The organism is Pseudoalteromonas rubra, from assembly GCF_000967655.1.
Classification (GTDB): domain Bacteria; phylum Pseudomonadota; class Gammaproteobacteria; order Enterobacterales; family Alteromonadaceae; genus Pseudoalteromonas; species Pseudoalteromonas rubra_A.
The window spans coordinates 47,688-72,738 of sequence record NZ_JXYA01000016.1 but is presented as its reverse complement, the minus strand read 5'-3'; the positions used below and the strand labels follow the sequence as shown (position 1 = coordinate 72,738).

General features: G+C 48.2%; 18 protein-coding genes. 9 read left to right on the top strand and 9 right to left on the bottom strand.

Annotation, left to right across the window (positions count from 1 at the left end; translation table 11 throughout):
• Window positions 1-93: 93 nt before the first annotated feature.
• From cmk to gyrA, 4 genes are all read right to left on the bottom strand, one after another.
• Window positions 94-801 (bottom strand): (d)CMP kinase, encoded by a 708-nt coding sequence (gene cmk / locus TW77_RS07595; protein WP_046004370.1) that lies wholly within the window; start codon window positions 799-801, stop codon window positions 94-96.
• Between the two features lie 217 nt (window positions 802-1,018).
• On the bottom strand, window positions 1,019-2,296 hold the full coding sequence (gene aroA, locus TW77_RS07590) for a 3-phosphoshikimate 1-carboxyvinyltransferase (RefSeq protein WP_046004369.1): 1,278 nt from the start codon (window positions 2,294-2,296) through the stop codon (window positions 1,019-1,021).
• Window positions 2,296-3,378 (bottom strand): 3-phosphoserine/phosphohydroxythreonine transaminase, encoded by a 1,083-nt coding sequence (gene serC / locus TW77_RS07585; protein ID WP_046004368.1) that lies wholly within the window; start codon window positions 3,376-3,378, stop codon window positions 2,296-2,298. The genes aroA and serC overlap by 1 nt, the downstream gene beginning before the upstream one ends.
• Window positions 3,379-3,525: 147 nt before the next feature.
• Entirely contained in the window at window positions 3,526-6,189 is a 2,664-nt protein-coding gene (gyrA, locus tag TW77_RS07580; protein ID WP_046004367.1) for a DNA topoisomerase (ATP-hydrolyzing) subunit A, read from the bottom strand.
• Between the two features lie 182 nt (window positions 6,190-6,371).
• Here gyrA and ubiG point away from each other — a divergent pair, with 182 nt between their 5' ends.
• From ubiG to yfaE, 5 genes are all read left to right on the top strand, one after another.
• The gene (gene ubiG, locus TW77_RS07575) at window positions 6,372-7,082 is read left to right on the top strand and encodes a bifunctional 2-polyprenyl-6-hydroxyphenol methylase/3-demethylubiquinol 3-O-methyltransferase UbiG (RefSeq protein WP_046004366.1); all 711 of its coding nucleotides are present in this window, start codon (window positions 6,372-6,374) and stop codon (window positions 7,080-7,082) included.
• Window positions 7,079-7,726, top strand: a complete 648-nt coding sequence (locus TW77_RS07570) for an HAD family hydrolase (protein ID WP_046004365.1) — start codon at window positions 7,079-7,081, stop codon at window positions 7,724-7,726. The genes ubiG and TW77_RS07570 overlap by 4 nt, the downstream gene beginning before the upstream one ends.
• Before the next feature lie 366 nt (window positions 7,727-8,092).
• Window positions 8,093-10,378 (top strand): class 1a ribonucleoside-diphosphate reductase subunit alpha, encoded by a 2,286-nt coding sequence (gene nrdA, locus TW77_RS07565; RefSeq protein WP_046004364.1) that lies wholly within the window; start codon window positions 8,093-8,095, stop codon window positions 10,376-10,378.
• Window positions 10,379-10,429: 51 nt separating this feature from the next.
• Window positions 10,430-11,560 carry a class Ia ribonucleoside-diphosphate reductase subunit beta gene (nrdB, locus tag TW77_RS07560; RefSeq protein WP_046004363.1) on the top strand — a complete coding sequence of 377 codons (1,131 nt, stop codon included), beginning with the start codon at window positions 10,430-10,432 and terminating at the stop codon, window positions 11,558-11,560.
• The gene (gene yfaE / locus TW77_RS07555) at window positions 11,560-11,832 is read left to right on the top strand and encodes a class I ribonucleotide reductase maintenance protein YfaE (protein ID WP_046004362.1); all 273 of its coding nucleotides are present in this window, start codon (window positions 11,560-11,562) and stop codon (window positions 11,830-11,832) included. Before nrdB ends, yfaE begins: the two co-directional genes overlap by 1 nt.
• Here the strand turns inward: yfaE and TW77_RS07550 are convergent.
• A complete protein-coding gene (locus TW77_RS07550; protein ID WP_046004361.1) occupies window positions 11,824-12,348 on the bottom strand; it encodes a YaeQ family protein in 525 nt (174 codons plus the stop codon). The two genes, yfaE and TW77_RS07550, sit on opposite strands and share 9 nt — an antisense overlap.
• 141 nt (window positions 12,349-12,489) lie before the next feature.
• On the opposite strand from TW77_RS07550, the gene TW77_RS07545 reads away from it, so the two are divergent.
• A complete protein-coding gene (locus tag TW77_RS07545; RefSeq protein WP_046004360.1) occupies window positions 12,490-15,048 on the top strand; it encodes a TonB-dependent receptor in 2,559 nt (852 codons plus the stop codon).
• Window positions 15,049-15,162: 114 nt separating this feature from the next.
• Here the strand turns inward: TW77_RS07545 and TW77_RS07540 are convergent, their stop codons facing one another.
• The 3 genes from TW77_RS07540 to TW77_RS07530 all read right to left on the bottom strand — a co-directional run bounded on the left by TW77_RS07540 (window position 15,163) and on the right by TW77_RS07530 (window position 18,599).
• Entirely contained in the window at window positions 15,163-15,711 is a 549-nt protein-coding gene (locus tag TW77_RS07540; protein ID WP_046004359.1) for an NAD(P)H nitroreductase, read from the bottom strand.
• A gap of 82 nt (window positions 15,712-15,793) precedes the next feature.
• The gene (locus tag TW77_RS07535) at window positions 15,794-16,495 is read right to left on the bottom strand and encodes an HvfX family Cu-binding RiPP maturation protein (protein WP_046004358.1); all 702 of its coding nucleotides are present in this window, start codon (window positions 16,493-16,495) and stop codon (window positions 15,794-15,796) included.
• A 142-nt stretch (window positions 16,496-16,637) separates the two neighbouring features.
• Window positions 16,638-18,599, bottom strand: coding sequence for an FAD-dependent oxidoreductase (locus tag TW77_RS07530; RefSeq protein WP_046004357.1), 1,962 nt, complete (start codon window positions 18,597-18,599; stop codon window positions 16,638-16,640).
• A gap of 241 nt (window positions 18,600-18,840) precedes the next feature.
• Here TW77_RS07530 and sppA point away from each other — a divergent pair, with 241 nt between their 5' ends.
• Both sppA and ansA read left to right on the top strand, forming a co-directional pair.
• Window positions 18,841-20,712, top strand: a complete 1,872-nt coding sequence (sppA, locus tag TW77_RS07525; protein ID WP_046004567.1) for a signal peptide peptidase SppA — start codon at window positions 18,841-18,843, stop codon at window positions 20,710-20,712.
• Between the two features lie 85 nt (window positions 20,713-20,797).
• Window positions 20,798-21,808 (top strand): asparaginase, encoded by a 1,011-nt coding sequence (gene ansA, locus TW77_RS07520; protein WP_046004356.1) that lies wholly within the window; start codon window positions 20,798-20,800, stop codon window positions 21,806-21,808.
• A 63-nt stretch (window positions 21,809-21,871) separates the two neighbouring features.
• On the opposite strand, the gene gndA is transcribed toward ansA, so the two are convergent.
• Window positions 21,872-23,245 (bottom strand): NADP-dependent phosphogluconate dehydrogenase, encoded by a 1,374-nt coding sequence (gene gndA, locus TW77_RS07515; protein WP_046004355.1) that lies wholly within the window; start codon window positions 23,243-23,245, stop codon window positions 21,872-21,874.
• Between the two features lie 317 nt (window positions 23,246-23,562).
• Between gndA and pyk the strand changes: the two genes are divergently transcribed.
• A complete protein-coding gene (gene pyk / locus TW77_RS07505) occupies window positions 23,563-24,996 on the top strand; it encodes a pyruvate kinase (protein ID WP_046004353.1) in 1,434 nt (477 codons plus the stop codon).
• The last annotated feature ends 55 nt before the right edge of the window (window positions 24,997-25,051 follow it).

Here is a 25,051-nt window from a genome sequence, read left to right as displayed (position 1 = left end):
AAATACGTCTCATAAATAAACATTCCAATTAGCAACCATGCTGCATGGGGTGGTTAATATAACGTCGGCTTCCTGCCAACGCGTTAAAAAAATTTAGCTTGATGCGGGTAACTTGCCTGCGGCAATCGCCTCTTGAACTAAAGTGATGACTTTCGCAAACACTTGTTCTGCATCTAATTCAGTCGTATCGACCACGACAGCATCGTCCGCAGGCACCAAAGGCGCTACTTTGCGGTTCATATCGCGGTCATCACGAGCTTCAATCTCGCTTAAAAGACCATCTAGTGTAACATCCAGGCCCTTATCCTTCAACTCCAGATAACGACGCTTTGCACGCTCTTGTGCGCTGGCTGTTAAATAAATTTTCAACTCAGCATTTGGGAAAACAACCGTGCCCATATCTCTGCCATCGGCAATCAGACCACTTTCACTTCGAAAGGCTCTTTGACGACGCAGTAATGCTTCGCGAACCCGAGGTAATGCGGCGATTTTTGACGCTGCTGCGCCCACTTCCTCATTGCGGATCGTATGTGTTACGTCCTCACCTTCAAGGATCACTTTTATTTTTTTTGTAGCGCCATCGATTGGAAACTGAACATCCAAATTCGCGGCAAGCGGCACTAAGGCCTCTTCGTTATCGAGTGCAATATGATGATGAATAGCGGCCAAAGACAATACGCGATAAATAGCGCCACTATCCAAAACGTCCCAATCGAGCTTCTCAGCTAACAAACGACAAACCGTTCCTTTACCCGAGCCGCTTGGACCGTCCACGGTGATTACTGGCATGACAGCCTGCATTTAAACCTCCCGAAATGCACACCAAAAATTAACGCCGGTATTATACGCAAGTTTGCTGAATAGATCCTTATTGACATGTAACTTTTTGTTTGATTTTAAATTTACGACAGTGAGTTGGCGGGAATATGGGGCCAGGTAGGCAGTCAGTAATTAAAACTGACTGCCCAAAGCCGGTTAAACTGATGTGTTCAGGACAACAGATATAACCGGACAGGTATTACTGACTTACTGAAGATAAGACCTCAAAATAAGTCGGGAAAGTTTTCGCCGTACAACCAGGGTCATTGATGATCACATCAACCCCACCAACGGCAACCATGGAAAAGCACATCGCAATACGGTGGTCATTGTAGGTGTCTATCTGTGCCAGATTAAACGTATCAGGCGGGGTGATTTCGATGAAATCGTGCCCTTCAGTTACTTCAGCACCGACTTTCCTGAGCTCAGTTGCCATGGCATACAGGCGATCGGTTTCTTTCACGCGCCAGTTATAGATATTACGAATAGCAGTTTTACCTGTGGCAAACAAAGCCACAGTTGCCAGCGTCATGGCCGCGTCCGGTATGGCGTTTGCGTCAATGTCGACCCCTTTCAGCTCGCCTTTGCGGACAACCAGCTTTTCATCATGCCAGTCAATCACTGCGCCCACCTGCTCCATCACCTTGGCAAAACCAATATCGCCCTGTACGCTCTTGCGTCCAACGCCATTAATTTCTATCTCACCACCCGCGATGGCAGCGGCGGCAATAAAGTAAGAAGCAGAGGATGCATCCCCTTCTACCATGATGGCGCCCGGAGACACATAACCTTGCTGACCTTTAACATGAAACACCTGATAATTATCATGGCTGACGGTGACACCAAACTGTGCCATCACGCCCAAAGTAATATCAATATAAGGTTTGGAAACCAGCTCCCCTTTTATTCTTATTGTGGTGTCTTTGACAAACAAAGGGGCAGCCATCAACAATGCCGTCAGAAACTGGCTTGATATGCTGCCATCAATTTCAACTTCACCCCCTTCAATTGCACAACCATTAACCTGTAGCGGCGGGTAGTCTTGGTTTTTCAAATATTGGATGTCCGCACCCAGCGCATGTAAAGCATCCACCAGGTGACCAATGGGCCGTTCTTCCATACGCGGCTCGCCGATCAGCGTAAACTGGCCCTGACTCGCTGCCAATACAGCCGTCAGCGGCCTGAATGCTGTGCCCGCATTGCCCAAGAATAAGGCTTCTGAGGGCGTTTTGAAGCGCCCGCCTTGCCCAAAGACTCGGGCTGAGGTTTTATCTTCATTGAGCTCTACTTCCACCCCCATCTGAGCAAGTGCCTGAAGCATGTGATGAATATCATCACTGTCGAGTAGATTATTCACTTGCGTGACGCCGTCACACAACGCAGCCAGCAGTAACACTCGGTTTGATAAGCTCTTTGAACCTGGCAGCGTGACACTGCCATTAACCTTGTCTATGGCGTTTAACCTCAGTTGTTCCATCAGCTGTTCTCCTGCGCAAATTTTTCCATAAATGCGATCAGTGCTTTGATGCCTTCAATGGGCATCGCGTTGTAAATGCTCGCACGCATACCACCAACGAAGCGGTGGCCTTCCAGTGCTATCAGACCATGTTCCTGCGCCTGTGCCAGGAATTGCTCATTCAAAGACTCATCATGCAACCAAAATGGGACATTCATCAGTGAACGACAATGCTTGGCTACCTTATTAAGGTAGAAAGAAGAACTATCGATGTAATCGTACAGCAGCGCGGCTTTTTCTTTATTGTGTGCTTCCATCGCCTTAACGCCACCAATGGACTCAAGGTATTTGAATACCTCGGCGGCCAGGTACCAGGCAAACGTCGGTGGCGTGTTATACATGCTTTGTTGCTGCGCTTCGATTGCGTAATCCAAAATAGCAGGTCTCGGTAGGCCTTTGCGCTCAAGTAGCGTTTTGCGCACAATCGCTATGCTTAAACCCGATGGACCAATGTTTTTCTGTGCACCTGCGTAAATTAAGTCAAAATCATCCACATTCATTTCGCGAGACAGAATGTTGGACGACATATCCGCGACGATTGGCGCCGTCGGATGTTTTGGCACATCGAATAACTCAATCCCGTCGATGGTTTCATTCGGGCAGTAATGAATGTATGCGGCGTTGTCAGGTAGTGCCCACTGAGAAACAGGTAACACGTCGAACACGCCATCCTGATCACGGCGGATATCGATAGCCTCAACCTGAGTGAACTTTTGACCTTCTTTGGTCGCACCACAAGACCAGATCCCGTTTTCGATATATACCCCAGGTGCATCGTCCTGGTGCAGGTTAAGGGGGACCGCTGCAAAATGGCCGCGACCACCACCGTGCATAAACAGCACCTCGAATTCATCCGAAATATTCATCAGACGACGCAGGCTTGCTTCGCATTCACGCGCCAGTTCTAAAAACGGTGCCGAACGGTGGCTGATCTCCATCACAGAGACCCCCAGGTTTTGCCAGTTAATAAATTCTTGTTGGGCTTTTTTCATAACAGCAGGTGGCAACATCGCCGGGCCCGCACAAAAGTTATAAACGCGCATAGTTTCCTCATTCCAGTTTTTATACTGCCACAGGCAGTGTGCTTACTTATTTTTGTGAACGCACAGGATGTGATGCCTGTACGCCCGAATTATATGTGTCGAAATAATAAAAAAGCGGCCTAAGCCGCTTTTTTGTCTTGAACCAGATTACTCCGGTGCCTGCTCGTCAGTGTCAGGCGTTTCAACAAGCTCTGCTTCCCCTTCCAGGGTGTCGTCGATTTCGATCTCTTCAATACGTTGTAAACCAACTACCTGCTCGTCGTCAACCGTTCTGATCAGAATAACGCCCTGAGTATTACGCCCCACTGTCGATACTTCGTTCACGCGGGTGCGTACCAGCGTGCCTCGGTTCGAAATCAGCATGATCTCGTCGTTGTCCTGAACCTGAACAGCACCCACTACACGGCCGTTACGTTCAGTTACCTTGATTGAAACCACCCCTTGCGTTGCACGGCTCTTAGCCGGGTACTCGTCAAGTGGAGTGCGCTTACCATAACCATTTTCGGTGACGGTCAGAATCGCACCATCGTTCTTAGGCACAATCAGTGAAACCACTTTAACGTCATCCGGCATCTTAATGCCGCGTACACCAGTCGCAGTACGACCCATTGGACGCAATGCCAGCATTTCTTCACCGGTTTCCGCGTCAATCTTCACTTCGCCGGTTTCAGCGTCGCGCAGCTTCTCGTTAAAGCGTACAACTTTACCGTGATCGGTGAACAGCATGATGTCGTTAGTGCCATCTGTGATATCCGCACCAATCAGGCTATCACCGTCATTGAGGTTGATGGCAATAATACCACTTGCACGCTGGCGGCTATATGCAGTTAATGGCGTCTTCTTCACCACACCATTGGCCGTGGCCATCAAGACAAACTTATCGTCTTCATATTGCTTAACCGGCAATATCGTGGTGATTCGCTCATCCGCTTCCAACGGCAGTAAGTTAACAATCGGCTTGCCACGCGCGGCACGTGATGCCAGTGGCAACTGGTACACTTTCAACCAGTAAAGACGACCAGAGGTAGAGAAGCACAAAATTGTATCGTGGGTGTTGGCTACCAGCAGACGCTCAATGAAGTCTTCATCTTTCATCTTAGTAGCGGCTTTACCTTTACCACCACGACGCTGCGCTTCGTAATCAGACAGAGGCTGATATTTCACATAGCCTTCGTGAGACAGGGTCACAACCACATCTTCTTCGTTTATCAGATCTTCCAGGCTAATGTCGTGCGCCGCTGCAGAAATCTCAGTACGACGCTCATCGCCATAGTTTTCTTTAATTTCCGCCAGCTCGTCACGGATCACTTCCATCAGACGATCAGGTGAAGACAAAATCAACAACAGCTCTGCGATTAAATCCAGTAGCTCCTGATATTCAGCCAGGATCTTTTCATGCTCAAGGCCTGTTAGCTTGTGTAAGCGTAAATCAAGAATGGCCTGAGCCTGTTGCTCTGACAGATAGTACTGGCCATCACGGATCCCCAGCTCGGCATCAAGCCAGTCTGGACGTGCCACGTTCTCTTCGCCAGCACGCTCCAGCATAGAACGTACTGAACCCAGCTCCCACGGGCGCGCTGTCAGCGCCGCTTTGGCTTCTGCTGGTGTCGGTGACTTGCGGATAAGCTCAATGATAGGGTCGATGTTCGCCAGCGCAATCGCTAAACCTTCAAGCGTGTGAGCACGATCACGTGCTTTACGCAAGTCATAAACGGTACGACGCGTTACCACTTCACGGCGGTGAACAATAAAGGCTTCAAGCATTTCTTTAAGGTTGAAACACTTAGGCTGGTTGTTATCCAGCGCAACCATGTTGATACCAAACACAGTTTGTAGCTGAGTTTGAGCATACAGGTTGTTCAGAACAACTTCGCCCACTTCACCACGTTTGATCTCAATAACGATACGCATACCGTCTTTGTCAGATTCGTCACGCAGTGCGCTGATCCCTTCTACCTTTTTGTCTTTAACCAGCTCGGCGATTTTCTCAATCAAACGCGCTTTGTTAACCTGATATGGGATCTCATTGACAATGATGGTCTCTTTGCCGGTTCTCTCATCTGTTTCGATTTCAGCACGGGCACGGATATAGACTTTACCACGGCCGGTTTTATAAGCCTGCTCGATTCCTTTTTTGCCATTGATGATGGCTGCAGTCGGGAAATCCGGACCCGGAATATAATCAATCAGCTCATCGATGGTGATATCCGGGTTTTGGATCACAGCCAGACAGCCGTTGATTACTTCAGTCAGGTTGTGAGGCGGAATGTTTGTTGCCATACCAACCGCGATACCAGACGAACCATTCACCAACAGGTTAGGTACTTTTGTTGGTAACACATCAGGAATTTGTTCTGTGCCATCGTAGTTTGGCACGTAATCAACGGTTTCTTTTTCCAGGTCTGCCAACAGCTCGTGAGACATTTTCGCCATACGCACTTCGGTATAACGCATTGCCGCCGCCGAGTCACCATCGACTGAACCGAAGTTACCCTGGCCATCTACCAGCATGTAACGCAGTGAAAACGGTTGTGCCATACGAACAATGGTATCGTAAACCGCACTGTCACCATGCGGGTGGTATTTACCGATCACGTCGCCCACAACACGGGCCGATTTTTTATAAGGTTTGTTCCAGTCGTTACGCAACTCGTTCATTGCGAATAACACGCGACGGTGTACAGGCTTCAGGCCATCGCGGACATCCGGTAACGCACGTCCAACGATAACGCTCATCGCGTAATCAAGGTAGGAATTTTTCAATTCGTCTTCGATATTGACCGGGAGGATTTCATTGGCAAGATCAGTCATTTAATACCACTTTCCTTCAGAGTCTTTCCCTTTTGTGTCACACTATGGACATCAAAAGGCTCAATTATTATTAGTTCGACTGGGGATACTATCATAGTTTCTGGGTTAATGCAGTGGCTAAATGACTCGGAAATTTCATCCAATACCGATAGAATGCCCTCAGTTCAACGAGGAAGTTTTTTATGACCGAACATCAAAATGTAGATTTAAGTGAAATTGCCAAGTTTGAAGAGATAGCTGAGCGCTGGTGGGACCGCGACGGTGAATTTAAACCTTTGCATGACATCAATCCGCTACGCTTAGACTTTATCAATGACCGTTGTGGTGGCTTATTTGAAAAAAAAGTACTGGATGTGGGCTGTGGCGGCGGCATTCTGACAGAAAGCATGGCCAAAATGGGTGCCAAAGCACATGGTATCGACCTCGGCCAGGAGCCACTCAATGTAGCCAAATTGCACGCACTTGAAGCCGGAGTCTCAATTGACTATCGCAAAGTATCAGCCGAAGAGTTCGCAGCGCACCATAGTGAACAATTTGATGTCGTCACCTGCATGGAAATGCTTGAGCACGTACCCGACCCGGCCTCTATTGTGGCCGCAGTAGCAAAAGCAGCTAAACCCGGCGCCGATGTGTTCTTCTCCACACTGAATAAGACCCACAAAGCTTTTTTGCTGGCCGTTGTTGCCGCTGAGCGTGTACTGAAGATGGTGCCGCCGGGTACCCATGACCACAATAAATTCATTCGCCCTTCTACTTTAATTGGCTGGGCCGAAGCCGAAGGGCTGAAGATACGCCGCGCTGCCGGGATCAACTACAACCCTTTCGGCAAAACCTTTACGCTGAGCAATGACGTCAGTGTGAATTACCTCCTCCACTTCGAGAAACTCGCATGACACAGGCCGTAATTTTTGATCTCGACGGTACCTTGCTCGATACCCGTGCTGACCTGGGCGCCGCACTTAACGATGTACTGCAAAGACATGGCATGCCACAAGTAGAGCCTGCTGTTTATAGTCCTGCTATCTCAAATGGTGTGAAAGCGCTATTGGAAGTTGGCTTTGGTGATAAGCTGACCGAATTCGACTTCGAAACGCTTAAACAGCAAGTACTCGACTACTATGCGCAAAATCTGGCGGTGCACTCTCGCTGTTTTTCAGGCGTTGAATCACTCTTAGAGACACTTGCACATAAAGGGATAAAAACGGGCATTATGACCAACAAGCCGACTTTTCTGACTCTGCCTTTGCTGGCACAGATAGAGGCACTGAGTGACATTGAGGTCGTTGTCTGCGGCGATACCTTAAGTGTTGCCAAACCACACCCAGAACCTTTGCTACTCGTCGCCGAGAAATTGGGCGTGGATCCCGAGCACTGTATTTATGTGGGGGACGCTGCACGCGATATTACCGCGGCGAAAGCGGCGGGTATGCGCTCAGCGGCAGCCTTATGGGGATTCATTCCATCCCTTAAAGAGGCACAAAGCTGGTCTGCGGATCTGGATCTTACTAACCCAGAATCGCTATTTTCTCATATTTAGTGCCTATGATAATAAAACACCACTATATGTTGTGCTTTATACTATATTGAGAACAAACTTGCGCAGAAAAAAAACAGTCGCGCAGTTTGCGAAAATTTCTTAAAAAAAGCGAAAAATCGGCTGACGCGAGTTGATTTTTTTTTGCTTACTGCGATGTTGGATAGCAGAAGGTTAGTGTTTGCTAACATAAAAATATTATCCCTATGTTATCCACAATCCATGGAAAGTTGTTCTATTGCAAAATGGTGATAACCCCACTATCTTGTGATCCTCTTTCTAGCGGACACCATATATAGTGGTGAAATGCTAAGCAATTATGAATATGCGATGACAATTACCGCATTCCGGGGGAATACAGGCGTAGCTATGAACCAACAATTATCTGTCAGTAAACGTAACGGCCGTAAAGAGCCGCTTGATTTAGATAAAATTCATCGAGTGATAAACTGGGCTGCCGAAGGCCTGAATAATGTGTCGGTTTCTCAGGTAGAGCTTAAGTCTCACATTCAGTTTTATGATGGTATTCGCACAGAAGACATTCATGAGACTATCATCAAAGCAGCTGCCGATCTGATCTCAAAAGATACACCAGACTACCAATATCTTGCGGCGCGTCTTGCTGTATTCCATTTGCGTAAGAAGGCCTATGGCCAGTTTGAGCCACCTCATCTTTACGACCACGTGACTAAATTGGTTGAAGACAAGCGCTACGATGCCGGTCTGTTGACCGATTATACCCGCGAAGAGTATGAGCAACTAAACGACTTCCTTGATCATGACCGTGATATGTCGTTCAGCTATGCTGCGGTAAAACAGCTGGAAGGTAAATACCTGGTTCAGAACCGCGTTACTGGCGAAATCTACGAAAGTGCACAGTTTTTGTATATTCTGGTTGCGGCCAGCCTGTTCTCTGATTATCCAAAAGAAACGCGCCTTGACTACATCAAGCGTTTTTACGACGCGGTGTCTCAGTTCAAGATCTCGTTACCGACACCTATTATGTCGGGCGTACGTACACCAACGCGTCAGTTTAGCTCATGTGTATTAATCGAAACGGCAGATAGCCTGGATTCGATTAACGCCACCTCGTCTGCCATCGTAAAATACGTCAGTCAGCGTGCCGGGATTGGTGTCAATGCAGGTCGAATTCGTGCGCTGGGTAGCCCTATTCGCAATGGCGAAGCATTCCACACAGGATGTATTCCTTTTTATAAACACTTCCAGACAGCTGTAAAGAGCTGCTCTCAGGGTGGCGTACGTGGCGGAGCAGCAACGCTGTTTTACCCGCTTTGGCACCTGGAAGTTGAAAACCTGCTGGTACTGAAAAATAACCGTGGTGTTGAAGAGAACCGGGTAAGACACCTTGACTACGGTGTACAGTTCAACAAAACCATGTACACGCGTCTGATCAAAGATGATTACATTACCCTATTCAGTCCGTCAGATGTACCGGGCCTGTATGATGCCTTCTTTGAAGATCAGGACAAATTTGAGCGCCTGTACGTACAGTACGAGCAGGACGAGTCAATCCGTAAGAAACGCATTAAAGCACTTGAGCTGTTCTCTATGTTCGCGCAGGAGCGTGCCAGCACAGGTCGTATTTATCTGCAAAACGTAGACCACTGCAACACGCACAGCCCGTTTGATGCCAAAGTTGCGCCTATCCGCCAGTCTAACCTGTGTCTGGAAATTGCGTTGCCGACTAAGCCACTGAGTCATGTTAATGACGAAGAAGGCGAAATTGCACTGTGTACCCTGTCTGCATTTAACCTGGGTGCCATCAGCAGCCTGGATGAACTCGAAGAGTTAGCTGAGCTGGCCGTTCGTGCCCTAGACAACCTGCTAGACTTCCAGGACTACCCTGTCCCTGCGGCAAAAAATGCCACTATGGGACGCCGTACACTGGGTATTGGTGTCATTAACTTTGCCTACTACCTGGCTAAGAATGGCGTGAAATATTCAGATGGCAGTGCCAACGGCCTGACGCACAGAACGTTTGAAGCCATCCAGTATTACCTGATGAAAGCGTCTAACAAGCTGGCTCAGGAACGTGGTGCATGTCCTAAATTTAATGAGACGACTTACGCAAAAGGCATTATGCCAATCGACACCTACAAAAAAGATGTCGATACTATCTGTAGTGAACCACTACACTTGGACTGGGATGCACTGCGTCAGGACATCATGCAATACGGTATGCGTAACTCAACCTTGTCTGCACTGATGCCGTCTGAGACCTCTTCTCAGATCTCAAATGCAACCAATGGTATTGAACCACCGCGTGGTCACATTAGCGTTAAGGCCAGTAAAGATGGTATCCTTAAACAAGTCGTACCTGAGTACGAGCGATTGAAGAATAACTACGAGCTATTATGGGATATCCCGTCAAACGATGGTTATCTGGGTCTGGTAGGTATTATGCAAAAATTTGTTGACCAAACAATTTCTGCCAACACCAACTACGATCCGACTAAGTTTGAAGGCGGTAAAGTACCAATGAAGCTGTTGCTCAAAGATCTGCTTACTGCATATAAACTGGGCGTAAAAACCCTGTATTACCACAACACCCGTGACGGTGCATCGGACGCTCAGGACGAAATGAAGCCTGAGGCTGAAGACGATGATTGTGCAGGCGGCGCTTGTAAAATCTAATCTTGGTTAGCGGGTATTTTACCCGCTCTTTTTTGGTGTCGAGAATTATCTATGTCGTATTCTACGTTTAACAGAACCCACAACAATCAATTACAGGAGCCGATGTTTTTCGGTCAGTCTGTTAATGTGTCCCGTTATGATCAGCAAAAATACCCTATTTTTGAAAAACTGATCGAAAAGCAACTGTCTTTTTTCTGGCGTCCCGAAGAAGTCGATGTCAGCAAAGACAGATTGGATTTCCAGGCACTACCAGAGCACGAAAAGCACATTTTCCTGAGTAACCTGAAGTACCAAACTCTGTTAGACAGTGTTCAGGGCCGTTCTCCAAACGTGGCTTTGTTGCCAATCGTATCGATCCCTGAGCTGGAAACCTGGATTGAGACCTGGGCATTCAGTGAAACCATTCACAGTCGCTCATACACTCACATTATTCGTAATGTGACAAAATCCCCTGAGCTTATTTTCGATGATATCGTCGAGAACGACAAGATCAGTGAGCGTGCAGAGGCCGTGACTAAGCACTATGACGAGTTAATCGAGAAGGTTTCTCTGTACAATCTGTACGGTGAAGGTAAGCACGAAATCAACGGCGAGACAGTGCACATTAACCTGTTTGAGCTGAAAAAAATGCTTTATCTGTGCATTATGTCAGTGAACATTCTGGAAGCCATTCGCTTTTATGTCAGCTTTGCCTGTTCATTTGCGTTCGCTGAGCGTGAGCTGATGGAAGGTAATGCTAAAATCATCAAGCTGATCGCCCGCGATGAAGCACTGCACTTGTCTGGTACTCAGCACATCCTGAACATTATGCAAGACGGCAAAGACGATCCAGAAATGGCCATCGTTGCCGCGCAATGTCAGGAGCAGGCAATTCAGATGTTTGTCGAAGCCGCAGAGCAGGAAAAGGAATGGGCGGAATACCTGTTCAAAGACGGTTCTATGATTGGCCTTAACAAAGACATCCTGTGTCAGTATGTTGAATACATTACCAATGTCCGTATGACCGCGGTGGGTTTGCCGGCGCAATTTGAAAGTAACAGCAACCCTATCCCCTGGATCAATGCCTGGCTGGTGTCTGACAATGTTCAGGTTGCCCCACAAGAAGCCGAGATTAGTTCATATCTGGTTGGTCAGATTGACTCAGAAGTCGATGCCTCAGACTTTGGTGATTTTGACCTGTAATGACGGACAGGCCAGTCAAAAAAATCTTTCTTGACCCAGAAAAGGAGCCGCTGTTACATGCGGCTCACTCCCCTTCACTCCTTGCTACACTAGAAGCGAATCAAGTTGAAGTTGCCTATCAATGCCGCGAGGGGTTTTGTGGTGCCTGCCGTGCCAAGCTTTGCCGGGGAAAGATAGCCTACAATCAGGAACCACTCGCGTTTGTGCGTGACGGAGAAATTTTACTTTGTTGCAGCAAGCCCGTGACCGATGTGATCATTAAGCTAGTGTAGTTTAATGATCTCACTTTGATAGTAGTCTGCTTTATCACTGACGCTTATCACGCCATTATCAATCACCACATCCCAGTGCAGACTGCGTGACAGTGCACCAGCCAGCTGACTCACAAAGTCCGCCGATAAAGAAAAAATACGGATGTCCTGCATCGCTATCAGGTGGGGGGCAAGGTCTTTGTACCAAGCGTCTGCGTCGGCCACCAGACAGACCACTTTATTGGCATGCTTACGATACTTTTGCAGCTCACTCAGGCTAGGCTCCCCAACATACAGCGCAACGTCGATTTGCCCGAGCGCATTTTCAAGCCAGACATCGGGCTGATTTTTCTCTCTCACCCCCAGCCAGTGCACGTTATCCAGGTACGATAAGCCACAGAAACCGATTAGCTTCAACACAAAGTGCTCCAGCGTTTCGGCTTTTTGCAACGCTGCGGTGAACACTTCCTGATGATGCGCATGATGAAACAAGTCTGCAATGTTCATCCGCACTTTAAAAACAAAGAGATCAGCCATGATATGTGTACCTGAACCTATTACTTTAACTATATGAAGCCGTCAAAATAATGCAAACTTAAAGAGATAGTATAACATCATTGAAACCGCAATAATGCAGTGTTATATTATTGCAAGTATAAACAATCCAGAATGAGTGTTATGTTTAAGCAGTCTTTAATCACATTTGCCATTACCAGCGCAATTTTTTCCTCTCACGCCTCTGCCGCACAACTGAAAGGTAAAGTGCTGGATACCAATAATCAACCTGTTCCTAATGCCACCGTACATTTACACGGTAAGTCGCAGTCCGTTAAAACCGATATTAACGGTCAGTTTAGCATTAATGTCGATCAGGATTCACAGCTGCATGTCAGCAAAGACAACTTTATCAATGAGCGTATTGACGTCTCCCCGGACTCTCCATACGTTACCGTAAAGCTGGCACCCAGCTCGGTTGAAAGCGTTGTTGTGTATGCCTCTGCGCTGCACAAGAGTAACATCGAAATGGCATCACCTGTAGCCGTACTCGGTGGTGATGAGCTGAAAAACAGTGCCAAGCCTACGCTTGGTGAAACGCTAAAACAACTGCCAGGTATTAACGCCAGCTACTTTGGACCTGTTTCCTCTAGCCCGATCATTCGTGGTTTAGACGGTCCGCGCGTTAAGGTCACCCAAAACGGTCTGGACAGCAGTGATGCTTCTCGTGTTGGTCCTGATCATGCGAATACCAATGACTCTCTGGCAGCACAGCAAATTGAAGTACTACGTGGCCCTGCTACTTTGCTTTATGGCTCAGGCGCCATTGGTGGTGTTGTTAATGTGGTTGATAACCGCATCCCCACTGATGTGATCGAGGGAGTTCAGGGCGCAGCTGAATTCAGCCACGACACTAACTCAAACACCAATACAGTGGCCGCGTTATTTGAAGCCGGTAACAACGGTTTCAACTTCCACTTTGATGGCGTAACGCGTAAAGGTGGCGACTATGACACACCGCGCTTTGCTCTGCCGGGCGAAGACCATGAAGATCATGACCACGATGAAGCGCATCATGATGAGCATGAGGAACACGGTCACGATGAGCATGCAGAAGAAGAACATGGTGAAGAGTCACATGGCGAGACTGAATACGCAGAGCGTGTAGCTAATACCTTCATCGACTCTGAGCAATTTAATATTGGTACCAGCTTCGTTGGCGATCACCTGACGGTTGGCTTATCTTACGGTCGCATTGAAACAGACTATGGGATCCCTGCCCACTCTCATGAACATCACGACCATGGCGACGAGCATGACCATGACCACGACGAACATGCTCATGACGACCATGATGAGCATAGTGAAGACGAGCACGATCATGCACATGGCGCAGAAGAAGAATCAGTCTTCGCGCGTGTTAAACAAGACAGATGGCAAGCACTGTTTACCTATGCAATGCACAACAACTGGATTGAATCTATTCAGGTACGCGCAGGTTTCACCGATTATGAACACTCTGAGATTGAACATGGTGCGGTAGGCACGCGCTTCAGCAACGAAACCACTGAGCTGAGAACTAATATCGAGCACAGATTGGGCGAGTGGCACGGTATTATCGGTTATCACTTCTCTGACAGTGACTACGCCGCAGAGGGCGCGGAAGCGTTCACTCCAGCAACCAATACAAAAACGCACGCCCTTTACGTGCTTGAAGAGCGTCGTTTTGGTGATGTAACGTTAGAGCTGGGTGCACGTGTTGAAGACTTCGCATTGTCTAGCAACTTTACGTCAGGCCACGATGAGCACCACGAACACGATCATGATGACCACGGTCACGACGAGCATGACCACGAGCATGAAAGTCATGACGATGAGCACATGGCCGAGGTAATCGACTATACGCTGGATACCACGAACTTCAGCGCCTCAATTGGTGCGGTATATGATTATACTGAAGGCCACAATGTTGCCATTAACCTGTCTCGCTCTGAGCGTGCGCCTCTGACTGCCGAGCTGCTATCAAACGGCCTGCATATTGCCACTTCTACATACGAGCTGGGTCTTGGTTACCACATTGAAGGCGATGAAGTACACTTTGAGCCAGAAAACATCGAACAGGAAAGATCGACGAACCTGGATATCAGCTTTAGACGCTTTATTGGCGACTTTGGTTACACAGTAAACTTTTTCTACAATGATGTTTCAAACTACTATTACCAGCGTAACACGGGTTATATGTACACAGGCGAGCACGGTGTAGAGCTGGCTGATCATCATCACGATGGTGCTTTACCTGTTTATCAGTTCGAAAGTGCAGATGCTGAACTATATGGCTTTGAATTTGATGCCCACTATCAGATTGACGCCCGTAATCGCATCAAGGTGTTTGGTGATCACCTGAGAGCTGAGCTTGATTCTGGCGAATACTTGCCACGTATTCCGGCTAACAAGCTGGGTACAAGCTACCGTTTTGAACTGGAAGATTTCGCCACTGAGCTGAGCGCCATACATTATATGACGCAGGACAAGTTAGCACAGTCTGAAACTAAGACCGACAGCTATACTTTACTCAATGCCAGCTTTAGTTATGACTTCAGCGTGTCCGGCGTTGACCTGGTTGGTTATGTGAATGTCGACAACATCACAGATGAACTTGGCTTTGTACACAGCTCGTTTATCAAAGAGCAGGCGCCACTGCCGGGTCGTAACTTCAAACTGGGTGTTCGTGGTTACTTCTAAGTTTGTAGGCTCTGTTTATCTTACACGCTAATAGCAAAAGACAAACAGTTCCTATCTGAGCCCAATGCCGCCATCTGGCGGCATTTTCTTTTCTACCTCAAACACACCTTCGTATTATAACTTCGTGAAGAAGTCTTCAGGCTGATGCCTGACAGGTTTAGTGCACTGCACCGTTGGTGTGCCCAGATACAGATAACCAACGATTTCATCCTGCTCATTTAGCCCAAGCTGGCGTTTAACTGAGCGGCTTTGTGCGAAGTAGCCTGTTCTCCAAACACCCGAAAGGCCCTGCGCAAAGGCTGCCTGCTGCATCGCAAAAACGCTACAAGCCGCACTTTCTATTTGCTCAATTCTGGGCACTTTAGGGTGCTCCATGTAGGGCGAAACGGCAATGATCAACATAGGCGCACGCTCTGGCAATGATTTGGCACGGTCGATGATACGCTGCTCTTGTTGCTCCTCAACGGCAGCCTGATGGAAGATCTCGCCCAGCCTCTCTCTGCCCTGCTCCTCTACCACAAAAAAGCGCCATGGCTTAAGCCCACCATGATCCGGCACCTTAAGGGCGGCTTTTTGTATTACTTCCAGCTGTCTGGCATCGGGTCCCGGGAAAGACAAGTTGCTGTCGGATTGTCGCGTCAATAATAGTTCTATGGCATCCATTTGTAATTCCTAAAAATTCTGTTCGCTCACTATTCTAACGCGACACAGTCCTAAAAGTTTAGTACCTGTCTCTAAAAATCGCTTAGGGCAGATAACGCGGATCGGGTTCAAGTTGTTTTCGAACCCAGTGATCTACACTAAAAAAGCGCCCGCCACCGGTAAAAAACAGGCTTATCAGCATCGCGAAGTAAATGGCGGCGAACTCAATGCCATTGTTCAGGATCACGGGGTTACCGTATTCATAAAGGTACTCCGGCAGGCCATTGGCTTCTACTATTTCTTTGATACGGGACAGCCGCTCTGCCACCTCTGTACTGGCTTGCAGACTCTGCTCGGCAGCATCACTGCCCAGCCAGGCAAATACCTGCGCCGCGCTGGTATCCGGATTGCTTGGTGCGACCGAAAACCAGCCGTTATGCCAGTGCACCTGAGTGGCTGCGACAAACATAGTCACAGCAAGTGGCACAGACACCAGGCGCGTAGCCAGGCCAATTAACAACAACCAGCCCCCTAAGAACTCGGTCCAGCCGGCCAGGAACGCCAGCAGATCTGGAGCCGGTAAGCCCAGTCCCCACTGTGCGTTACCAAACCAGGCAACCACGTTTTCATCGGCCAGCAGACGCTGCCACCAATCGAGTTCGCTGTTGGCCAGGTTTAGTTTGCTGTATCCGGCGATGATCATCACAGGTGCCAGGATCAGCCTCAACATCAAAGGGGCCAGCCCATCAAGCAAGGAGAATTTGTCCAGTATGGAGCGATAAAGGGAATAGAGTGATTTAAGCATAAATAAAGTCTGTTATAACGATTGTTATAGAGTGTAGACCTTAAATCACCGTTTTTTATTGCAAAGGTTGTTGATTAAGCTGATACAAGACACGAGTATTGTACCGATATGAAATACCCGTGTCTTGTTTGAAGTGGATTAACTAGATTTTTCTGGCAACCTGTAGCGCTTCATAAATAGCACGCTTAGCGTCAATGGCTGCCGCTAGTTTAGCGCCGCCGATGACGTGTTGATTGGCAGGCATAGCGCCTTTACTGAACAAGGCATCGTTAGAGGTTTGTCCAATGCAGGCAACCACTGTGTCGACATCCAGAACACGTTCTTTCTCCCCTTGCTTAATCAGCAAGCCTTTGTTGTCGAATGAAATATACTCACACTCAGCTATCTGCTCTACGTTATGATGCTTTGCAACTGCACGGTGGATCCAGCCTGTTGTCTTACCCAGGTTGCTGCCAAAGCGCCCTTCACTGCGTTTAAGCATGTAAAGTTTTTTCCCCGTTGCGGTGTCTGATGGCTGGCATTCAATCCCCCACTGCGCCTTAAACTCATCGATACTCTGATCAGCCTGCTCGGCGAGAAAAGCAACCATGTCGAAACCAATACCACCGGCACCCAGAATCGCGATTTTGTCTCCCAGCTCAACTTCTTTGCGGATCACTTCATCGTAAGCAAAAACACGTTTGCCATCGCTGCAAGTAATTCTGGACTGTCTGGGGCTCACACCCGTCGCGAAGACAATATCATCATAAGACTGAGCCATAGACGGCTCATACTCGCAACCAAGCTTCATGGTCACGCCCAGACGTGTTACTTCCTTCAGGAAGTAATTTAGGGTGTATTTAAAGTCTTCTTTACCAGGTATGCGCATTGCCAGGTTGAACTGACCACCAGCATGTTCGTTCTTGTCAATCAGTGTAACTTTGTGCCCTTTCTTTGCCAGATAGCAGCTGGCAGACAGACCAGCAGGCCCGGCGCCCACAACCAGCACCTGCTTAGGACTGTTGGTGCGCGCCAGCGGATAATCCAGCTCGAAACCTGCCTGAGGGTTTACCAGACAAGTTGCTCGCTTGCCTTTAAACACATGGTCCAGACAGCCCTGGTTACACCCGATACAAATATTAATTTGCTCGCTCTGGTTTTGTGCATACTTGTTGAAAAACTCAGGATCGGCGAGTAAAGGACGCGCCATGGAAATAAGGTCAGCCTCACCCTGATTGAGAATATCATTGGCAAGATCAGGCGTGTTGATGCGGTTAACTGCAACAACCGGGATATCTACGACGTCCTTCAGGCGTTTTGATGCCTCACGAAACGCGCCGGCAGGTACCATGCTGGCAATCGTTGGCACACGTGCCTCATGCCAGCCTATGCCAGTATTAAGAATGTCGACGCCGGCTTCTTCCAGTGCTTTGGCCTGCGCTGTGACTTCTTCGGCAGTTGACCCATTGGGGATCAAATCCATTACAGACAAACGAAATACAATGATGAATTTAGCCGAAACTTTTTCCCGCACCGCGCGGACTATCTCGACAGCCAAACGCATTCGATTTTCCAGCGTGCCACCGTATAAGTCCTGACGTTTATTCGTATGCTCAGCCATAAACTCGTTGATCAAATAGCCCTCGGAGCCCATGATTTCAACCCCATCGTACCCTGCTTTTTCTGCCATTCTGGCAGACTTGGCAAAATCTTTGACGGTATTGCGGATCATGCTCAACGACATAGATTTTGGCGTGTATGGGTTGATCGGAGCCTTAATCTCGCTGGGAGCGACATTAAACGGATGATAGGCATAACGCCCGGCATGAAGTAACTGAAGACAGATTTTACCACCGTGTGCGTGAACCGCATCCGTGTAGGCGCGGTGCTTGATGATGTCATAGCGGCTGTTGAATGAGGAGGAAATAGGCGTCAGCTTACCCCGCAAATTCGGGCTATAACCTCCGGTGATGATCAACCCGACACCGCCCTTTGCGCGCTCCTCATAAAAGGCCTTGAGCCGCTTCCTGTTATGCCATCCCTCTTCCAGGCCCGTGTGCATCGAGCCCATGACCAAGCGATTTCGCAAATCTGTATTCTTCAATTGTAATTTTTGTTCTAACATTGCGTGCCCCAATGTAACTGGTCTTACCTGTGAACATTAACGATTTTATATTTTTTCGCAAGCAAAAACCGCGACTAATTTCTGTAAAAGCCCCATCAATGATAGAAAAGTGATTGATTTTTACCCCATCGTCGCCATAAAAATACTTAGTTACGTTTTTGTTCTAACGGCGCAGAGGCAACTAAGTTATGATTAAGAATGAGTACATTCCACTAAGACATTCAGAGGTACGGCTTTGAAATTGATCGGTAAATTTTTTGTTGGTATCTGGCACGCGTTAAACTTTTCTCGTCGCCTGGTGCTGAACATTTTGTTCTTCTTTTTGATTATCGCAGCAGCGATCGGTATTTTTTCAGCGGAAGAGCAGCCCCAGGTCGCACAGGACAGCATATTGCGATTGAACCTGTCAGGCAAATTGGTTGAGCAACTTACCTATGTTGACCCGATTGATGCAGCAATGGGTGATGTGTTTGGCAAGCAAGACTTACCCAAAGAAATGCTGGTTGACGATGTCGTCAATACCATCAATACCGCAGCACGGGATCCCCGCATTAAGGCCCTGTATTTAGATTTACGGCATATGCACTATGCCCACCTGGATAAGCTGCGGGACGTAGCAGGTGCGATTGAATCTTTTAAAGAGGCAGATAAAAAGGTCTTCGCCCACAGCCCTTACTTCAGCCAGTCTCAGTACTACCTGGCAGCCCACGCCGATGAAATCTCAATGCATCCTTATGGCGGCATCAATATCAGTGGTTACGGCTCTTACCCTATGTACTTTAAAGACGCCCTGGAAAAGCTCAAGGTCACTCAGCACATTTTCCGTGTTGGCACCTACAAATCAGCAGTCGAGCCGTTTATCCGCAATGACATGTCCCCTGCCGCTAAAGAAGCAAACCAACTATGGCTAGACGCGCTATGGACGCAGTACAAACAAGATGTCGCGAGTAAGCGCGGTTTTGAGCTAACAAACTTTGACGAAACGCTAACGCAGTATGTGGAAAAAATGGCCTCAGTCACGGGCGATTCCGGGCAGTTTGCTATTAAATATGGCTGGGTCGACACGCTTGCAACCGATCAAGAGTTCAACCAAAAAATGATTGATCTTGTTGGCACTCAGGATGAAGGAAAGCGCTATAAGCAAATCGCCTTTGAAGATTATTATGCCACAATTAACGCGCTCGATTTTGGCCCTAACCCCTTTGTCGAAAAAGTAGCCGTTGTGGTTGCCAAAGGCACCATAGTAGATGGCAAGCGCAAGGCGGGCATGATAGGTGGTGACTCTACCGCGGCCCTGTTACGTAAAGCCCGGCTTGACGACAAGGTTAAGGCCGTAGTGTTACGAATTGATTCCGGTGGTGGCAGTATGTTTGCTTCTGAGGTCATTCGTAACGAAGTGTTGGCCATTAAAGCCGCAGGTAAACCTGTGATTGCGTCTATGGGCTCTGTGGCGGCTTCCGGTGGTTATTGGATTGCTGCATCAGCCAATGAGATTTGGGCATCGCCCAGCACGATTACCGGCTCAATCGGTGTATTTGGTACCATTTTGACATTTGAAAACTCACTCAAAGAACTGGGGGTATATTCAGATGGTGTCGCAACCACTGAGCTGAAGTCCTCCTCTTTGTCTCGCGGTCTGGACCCTAAATTTGCTCATGTATTGCAAATGGGTGTTGAAGATGCCTATCAGAAGTTTATATCTGTGATTGCGGATTCCCGTAATCTGGCACCGTCCGACGTCGATAATGTTGCACAAGGGCGTGTATGGCTTGCCACTCAGGCACATGAATTCGGCCTCATCGATGAGCTAGGTACCAAGCAGCAGGCGATTGAAGCCGCCGCTAAAATGGCAAACCTTGAGCATTACGAAGTCTACACTGTTGAACAAACGCTGTCGGAAAAAGAGCAACTGATCCAAGATATCTTCGGCTCAGCGACCATGCAATCATTGCTGGCAGTTGCTGATGAACCAAAAGAGCCACTGAACTCGGTTGCTCATGCGGGACTCAACCAGCTTTTCCAGCAGGTGCAACAGAGCGCTGCGATGATCACCCAGTTTAACGACCCCAACAACATCTATACGCTGTGTACCACCTGCGTTGTGGGTGAATAATGTCTCACTGATTTGACTGCATTGTGATGCTGCAGTTGATATAATTAGCCCGGACCAGGATCCGGGCTTTTTTTTAGGTAGCAGAATGAAAAGAAAAAAAATCTATATCGCCTACACAGGCGGCACAATTGGTATGAAACAATCCAGCCGGGGGTATGTGCCCGTCGCGGGTTATTTGACAGAAACGGTCAAAAGTAACGCTGAATTTACCCGCGAAGAAATGCCGCTGTTCGACATTCATGAATACTGCCCACTGATTGATTCGTCTGATATGTCGCCACAGCACTGGCAGCTAATAGCCGATGATATAAAAAGCAAATACGAAGAATACGATGGATTTGTTGTACTTCATGGCACGGATACCATGGCCTACACGGCATCGGCACTTTCTTTTATGTTCGAGAACCTGACCAAACCCGTGATCATTACCGGCTCACAAATCCCTTTGTCTCAGCTGCGCTCAGACGGCCAGGTAAATTTGCTTAATGCGATGTATCTTGCTGCAAATTACCCCATTGCTGAGGTCAGCCTGTTTTTCAATAACAAGTTGTTCCGAGGTAACCGGGCCATCAAAGCACACGCCGACGGGTTTGACGCCTTTGCCTCGCCTAACATGGCCCCTTTGGCCCAGGCAGGCATTAATATTCAATTGCTTGAGGGCCAGCTAAGTCCATATGTTGATCAGGCGTTGCGCGTTACACCAATCGCCTCACAGCCTATCGCTGTGCTTCACCTGTACCCGGGGATCAGCAGCGCTATGGTGGCAAATGTGTTACAAAGCGATATCAAAGCGCTTATTCTGCTCAGCTTTGGTGTCGGTAATGCCCCGCAACAGGAGGATATACTAAGCGCGCTTAAGGCTGCCTCAGATAGAGGCGTGGTGATTGTCAACTTAACCCAGTGTATTCAGGGCCAGGTGAATATGGGTGGCTATGCAACCGGAAACGCCTTACTGAACTGCGGCGTGATCAGCGGCTACGATATGACGCTGGAAGCCTGTTTAACTAAGTTACACTACCTATTCAGTCAAGGCCTGGAATTAGAAACTGTGCGCCATCTGATGCAGGATAATCTACGTGGCGAACTAACACGTTAGTCTTTCTCTTTGTCAAAAAAAGCCCGGGCTTATGCACCGGGCTTTTTTGTTGTAACTCAGAGATTATCTGACTTTCGCATCAATGTGCGTAAGGTCAGTCAGGTGGCACGACTCGCCACTGTGTGTTTTGATACCATGTTCGCCAAAATAGTCGCGCTGCGCCTGTACTAAATGGCCATTGCTCGGCGTACTCAGCGTTGCGATGTAGGTTTGTGTTGACGTGAGTACAGGGAATGCCAGTCCGCTTTGGATGGCCTGGCCTGCAATTTTGCGCAATGCGTTCGCCGGGCCTTCCAGGGTATCTAAAAACTCAACGCCCTTGGCAATATCATCCAGGTAATCGGCTCTGATGATACATCCTGCGCGCCATGTCTGAAGCGTTTTATCAAGGTCAACTTTCCATTGATGCGACCTGGATGCCCCTTTTATCAGCGCCAGGCCCTGACGATAGCAAAGCAGGCTGGCAAAATAGAACGCATCTTTCAGCTCATCCAGGTCTAAGTCGACACTGTTGGTAGCACGCTGCGCATAGGTCATCTCTTTCGCAGCAGGCGTGTCTATGGTGTTGGTCAGGTGTCTGGCTTGCACGGCAGCCACCAAAGACGGTACGGCAATACCGAGCTCAAGGGCATTTTGCGCCGTCCACAGACCGGTTCCTTTAGCGCCAACCTTGTTATCAATAAGATCAACCACAGCTTCGCTGCTGTCACTTTCCAGGCTGAGGATATGGCTGGATATCGCCAACAGATAGCTGTTAAGCGGCCCTTCTGACCAGCTTTTGAATACCTCAGCAACCTGTGCAGGTGTGCGCCCTGTGCCAATACGCAACAACTGATACATTTCTGCGATAAGTTGCATTAGCGCATATTCAATCCCGTTATGCACCATCTTAACAAAATGTCCGCTGGCAGACTGGCCAACGCGCGCGAAACAAGACTCGCCATTATGCGTTGCGGCAACTTTTTCAAACCAAGGGATTAAGCGCTCCCAGCCACCTTCTGAGCCACTGGCCATCATAGCAGGCCCATGTCTGGCGCCTTCCGCTCCGCCTGATATACCCATTGTGGCGAATTCGAATTTGTTCTGGTACTTCAGTTTGCGTGCAATTCCGTCTTTGTAGTTACTGTTACCACAATCAACAATGATATCGCCCTTTTCTACGCCGGCTTCGATTAAGTCCTGACACACCTTATCTACCAGCTCACCAGCCGGAACCAAAAGTAACACAGATCTTGGCGTATCTAATCTTTTCACCATGTCAGCAAGATCGGAAACTATGTGAAGGCGCTCGGCAATGCCCAATGACTGCGCACAACTCAACAGCTCTGCGCCCGCATCCGGGTTTTTATCATAGGCAACTAATGTCATGCCCTGTTCTATCAAATTTAGCGCGAGGTTTTTCCCCATCACACCCAAACCAACTAATGCAACTTGCATTAAGTTTCCTCCTCGGTAACAAATTCTATAATCTATCGGTAACGCCCGTCATTATACCCCAGCTGTGTGGGATATAAAGCGCTCAGCTTACCTGGCTGATCCCGCTTATCTGGTTGTAAATCAAACAATTTTAGATAAGTGTGGCATCTCACTGACAAAAAGTCGTGATTGACGACACCTGACACCGGTGTCATAATCAGTTCATATAGATGATATAATTTAATTTGCATGTTAAAAAGGGCTATAAGATATTTCTTTCTTAAAACCCAGCAAGTTATCTGGATCAAGTCACCGAGACAAGTCAACAGGAGAACCTGATGCTTAGACGCACAAAAATCGTAGCAACGTTAGGGCCAGCTACAGATAGAGATAATAACTTAGAAAAAATCATTCGCGCAGGTGCAAACGTTGTCCGTTTGAACTTTTCCCATGGTGTAGCGCAGGATCACAAAGATCGCGCAGAGGCTGTGAGAGAGATCGCTAAAAAATTAAATAAACATGTCGCAATTCTGGCTGATTTACAGGGCCCTAAAATTCGCGTTTCAACTTTCAAAGATGGCAAAGTCGACCTGGCTGTCGGCGCCAAATTTACACTGGATGCCGATCTCGATAAGGGTCAGGGCACCATTGAATCTGTTGGTATTGATTATAAAGAATTACCAAACGACGTTAAGCCAGGCGATTTATTACTACTGAACGACGGTTTGATCCAGCTGACAGTAGATAGCGTTGCAGGTAATAAAGTGCACTGTACTGTGACTGTAGGTGGTATTCTGTCGAACAATAAAGGGATCAACCGACTAGGTGGCGGTCTGACTGCCCCGGCATTTACCGACAAAGACAAAGAAGATTTACTGACAGCAACAGAAATTGGCGTTGATTACATTGCAGTCTCTTTCCCGCGCAGTGGAGAAGATATGCGCTACGTGCGAGGGCTTGCCGAACAAGCGGGCTCAGACGCACAGTTACTGGCTAAAATTGAACGTGCAGAAGCCGTAGAGTCAATCGAAGCGATTGACGACATCGTACTGGCCTCTGATGCGGTTATGGTAGCCCGTGGCGACCTGGGTGTTGAAATTGGCGATGCCGCATTAGTCGGTAAGCAAAAACAAATCATCAGCCGCGCGCGCTCTCTGAACCGAACTGTGATCACTGCGACGCAAATGATGGAATCAATGATAGATAACCCAATGCCAACCCGCGCTGAAGTGATGGACGTAGCCAACGCCGTACTGGATGGCACAGATGCGGTTATGCTATCAGCAGAGACGGCTGCAGGGGATTATCCGGAAGAAACGGTCGCCACCATGGCGCGTGTTTGTCTGGGCGCTGAGTCTCAGCCACAAACCCATATCTCAAAACATCGCCTGGACAGCATGTTTACCGACACATCAGAGACGCTGGCATTGTCGGCTATGTATGCTGCCAACCACCTTACTTCAGTCAAAGCCATCGTGGCACTGACGGAGTCGGGGAGCACAGCTAAGCTGATGTCGAGAATTAGCTCTGGCTTGCCTATCTACTCACTTTCACGACATGCCAGAACATTGGGCCAGACGGCTCTTTATCGGGGCGTTTATCCGGTTTATTTTGACTCAACTGAATGTAGTGCAGAATCCACCGTTCGCGATGCGCTAAATACTCTGGTCGAAACAGGTGCGCTGGAACAAGGCGATACGGTGATCCTGACTCACGGTGACGCAATGGAAACCATTGGTGCTACCAATACAATGAAAATTGTCACCGTTTAATAGCACAAGTCCGGGTGGCGTCGCTGCCCGGAACATCCTTCCTCATTAACGTATC

Bases quoted from the DNA above. Each gene is read 5' to 3' on its own strand.
- cmk (WP_046004370.1), bottom strand. From the start codon at position 801: ATGCAGGCTGTCATGCCAGTAATCACCGTGGACGGTCCAAGCGGCTCG.
- aroA (WP_046004369.1), bottom strand. From the start codon at position 2,296: ATGGAACAACTGAGGTTAAACGCCATAGACAAGGTTAATGGCAGTGTC.
- serC (WP_046004368.1), bottom strand. From the start codon at position 3,378: ATGCGCGTTTATAACTTTTGTGCGGGCCCGGCGATGTTGCCACCTGCT.
- gyrA (WP_046004367.1), bottom strand. From the start codon at position 6,189: ATGACTGATCTTGCCAATGAAATCCTCCCGGTCAATATCGAAGACGAA.
- ubiG (WP_046004366.1), top strand. From the start codon at position 6,372: ATGACCGAACATCAAAATGTAGATTTAAGTGAAATTGCCAAGTTTGAA.
- TW77_RS07570 (WP_046004365.1), top strand. From the start codon at position 7,079: ATGACACAGGCCGTAATTTTTGATCTCGACGGTACCTTGCTCGATACC.
- nrdA (WP_046004364.1), top strand. From the start codon at position 8,093: ATGAACCAACAATTATCTGTCAGTAAACGTAACGGCCGTAAAGAGCCG.
- nrdB (WP_046004363.1), top strand. From the start codon at position 10,430: ATGTCGTATTCTACGTTTAACAGAACCCACAACAATCAATTACAGGAG.
- yfaE (WP_046004362.1), top strand. From the start codon at position 11,560: ATGACGGACAGGCCAGTCAAAAAAATCTTTCTTGACCCAGAAAAGGAG.
- TW77_RS07550 (WP_046004361.1), bottom strand. From the start codon at position 12,348: ATGGCTGATCTCTTTGTTTTTAAAGTGCGGATGAACATTGCAGACTTG.
- TW77_RS07545 (WP_046004360.1), top strand. From the start codon at position 12,490: ATGTTTAAGCAGTCTTTAATCACATTTGCCATTACCAGCGCAATTTTT.
- TW77_RS07540 (WP_046004359.1), bottom strand. From the start codon at position 15,711: ATGGATGCCATAGAACTATTATTGACGCGACAATCCGACAGCAACTTG.
- TW77_RS07535 (WP_046004358.1), bottom strand. From the start codon at position 16,495: ATGCTTAAATCACTCTATTCCCTTTATCGCTCCATACTGGACAAATTC.
- TW77_RS07530 (WP_046004357.1), bottom strand. From the start codon at position 18,599: ATGTTAGAACAAAAATTACAATTGAAGAATACAGATTTGCGAAATCGC.
- ansA (WP_046004356.1), top strand. From the start codon at position 20,798: ATGAAAAGAAAAAAAATCTATATCGCCTACACAGGCGGCACAATTGGT.
- gndA (WP_046004355.1), bottom strand. From the start codon at position 23,245: ATGCAAGTTGCATTAGTTGGTTTGGGTGTGATGGGGAAAAACCTCGCG.
- pyk (WP_046004353.1), top strand. From the start codon at position 23,563: ATGCTTAGACGCACAAAAATCGTAGCAACGTTAGGGCCAGCTACAGAT.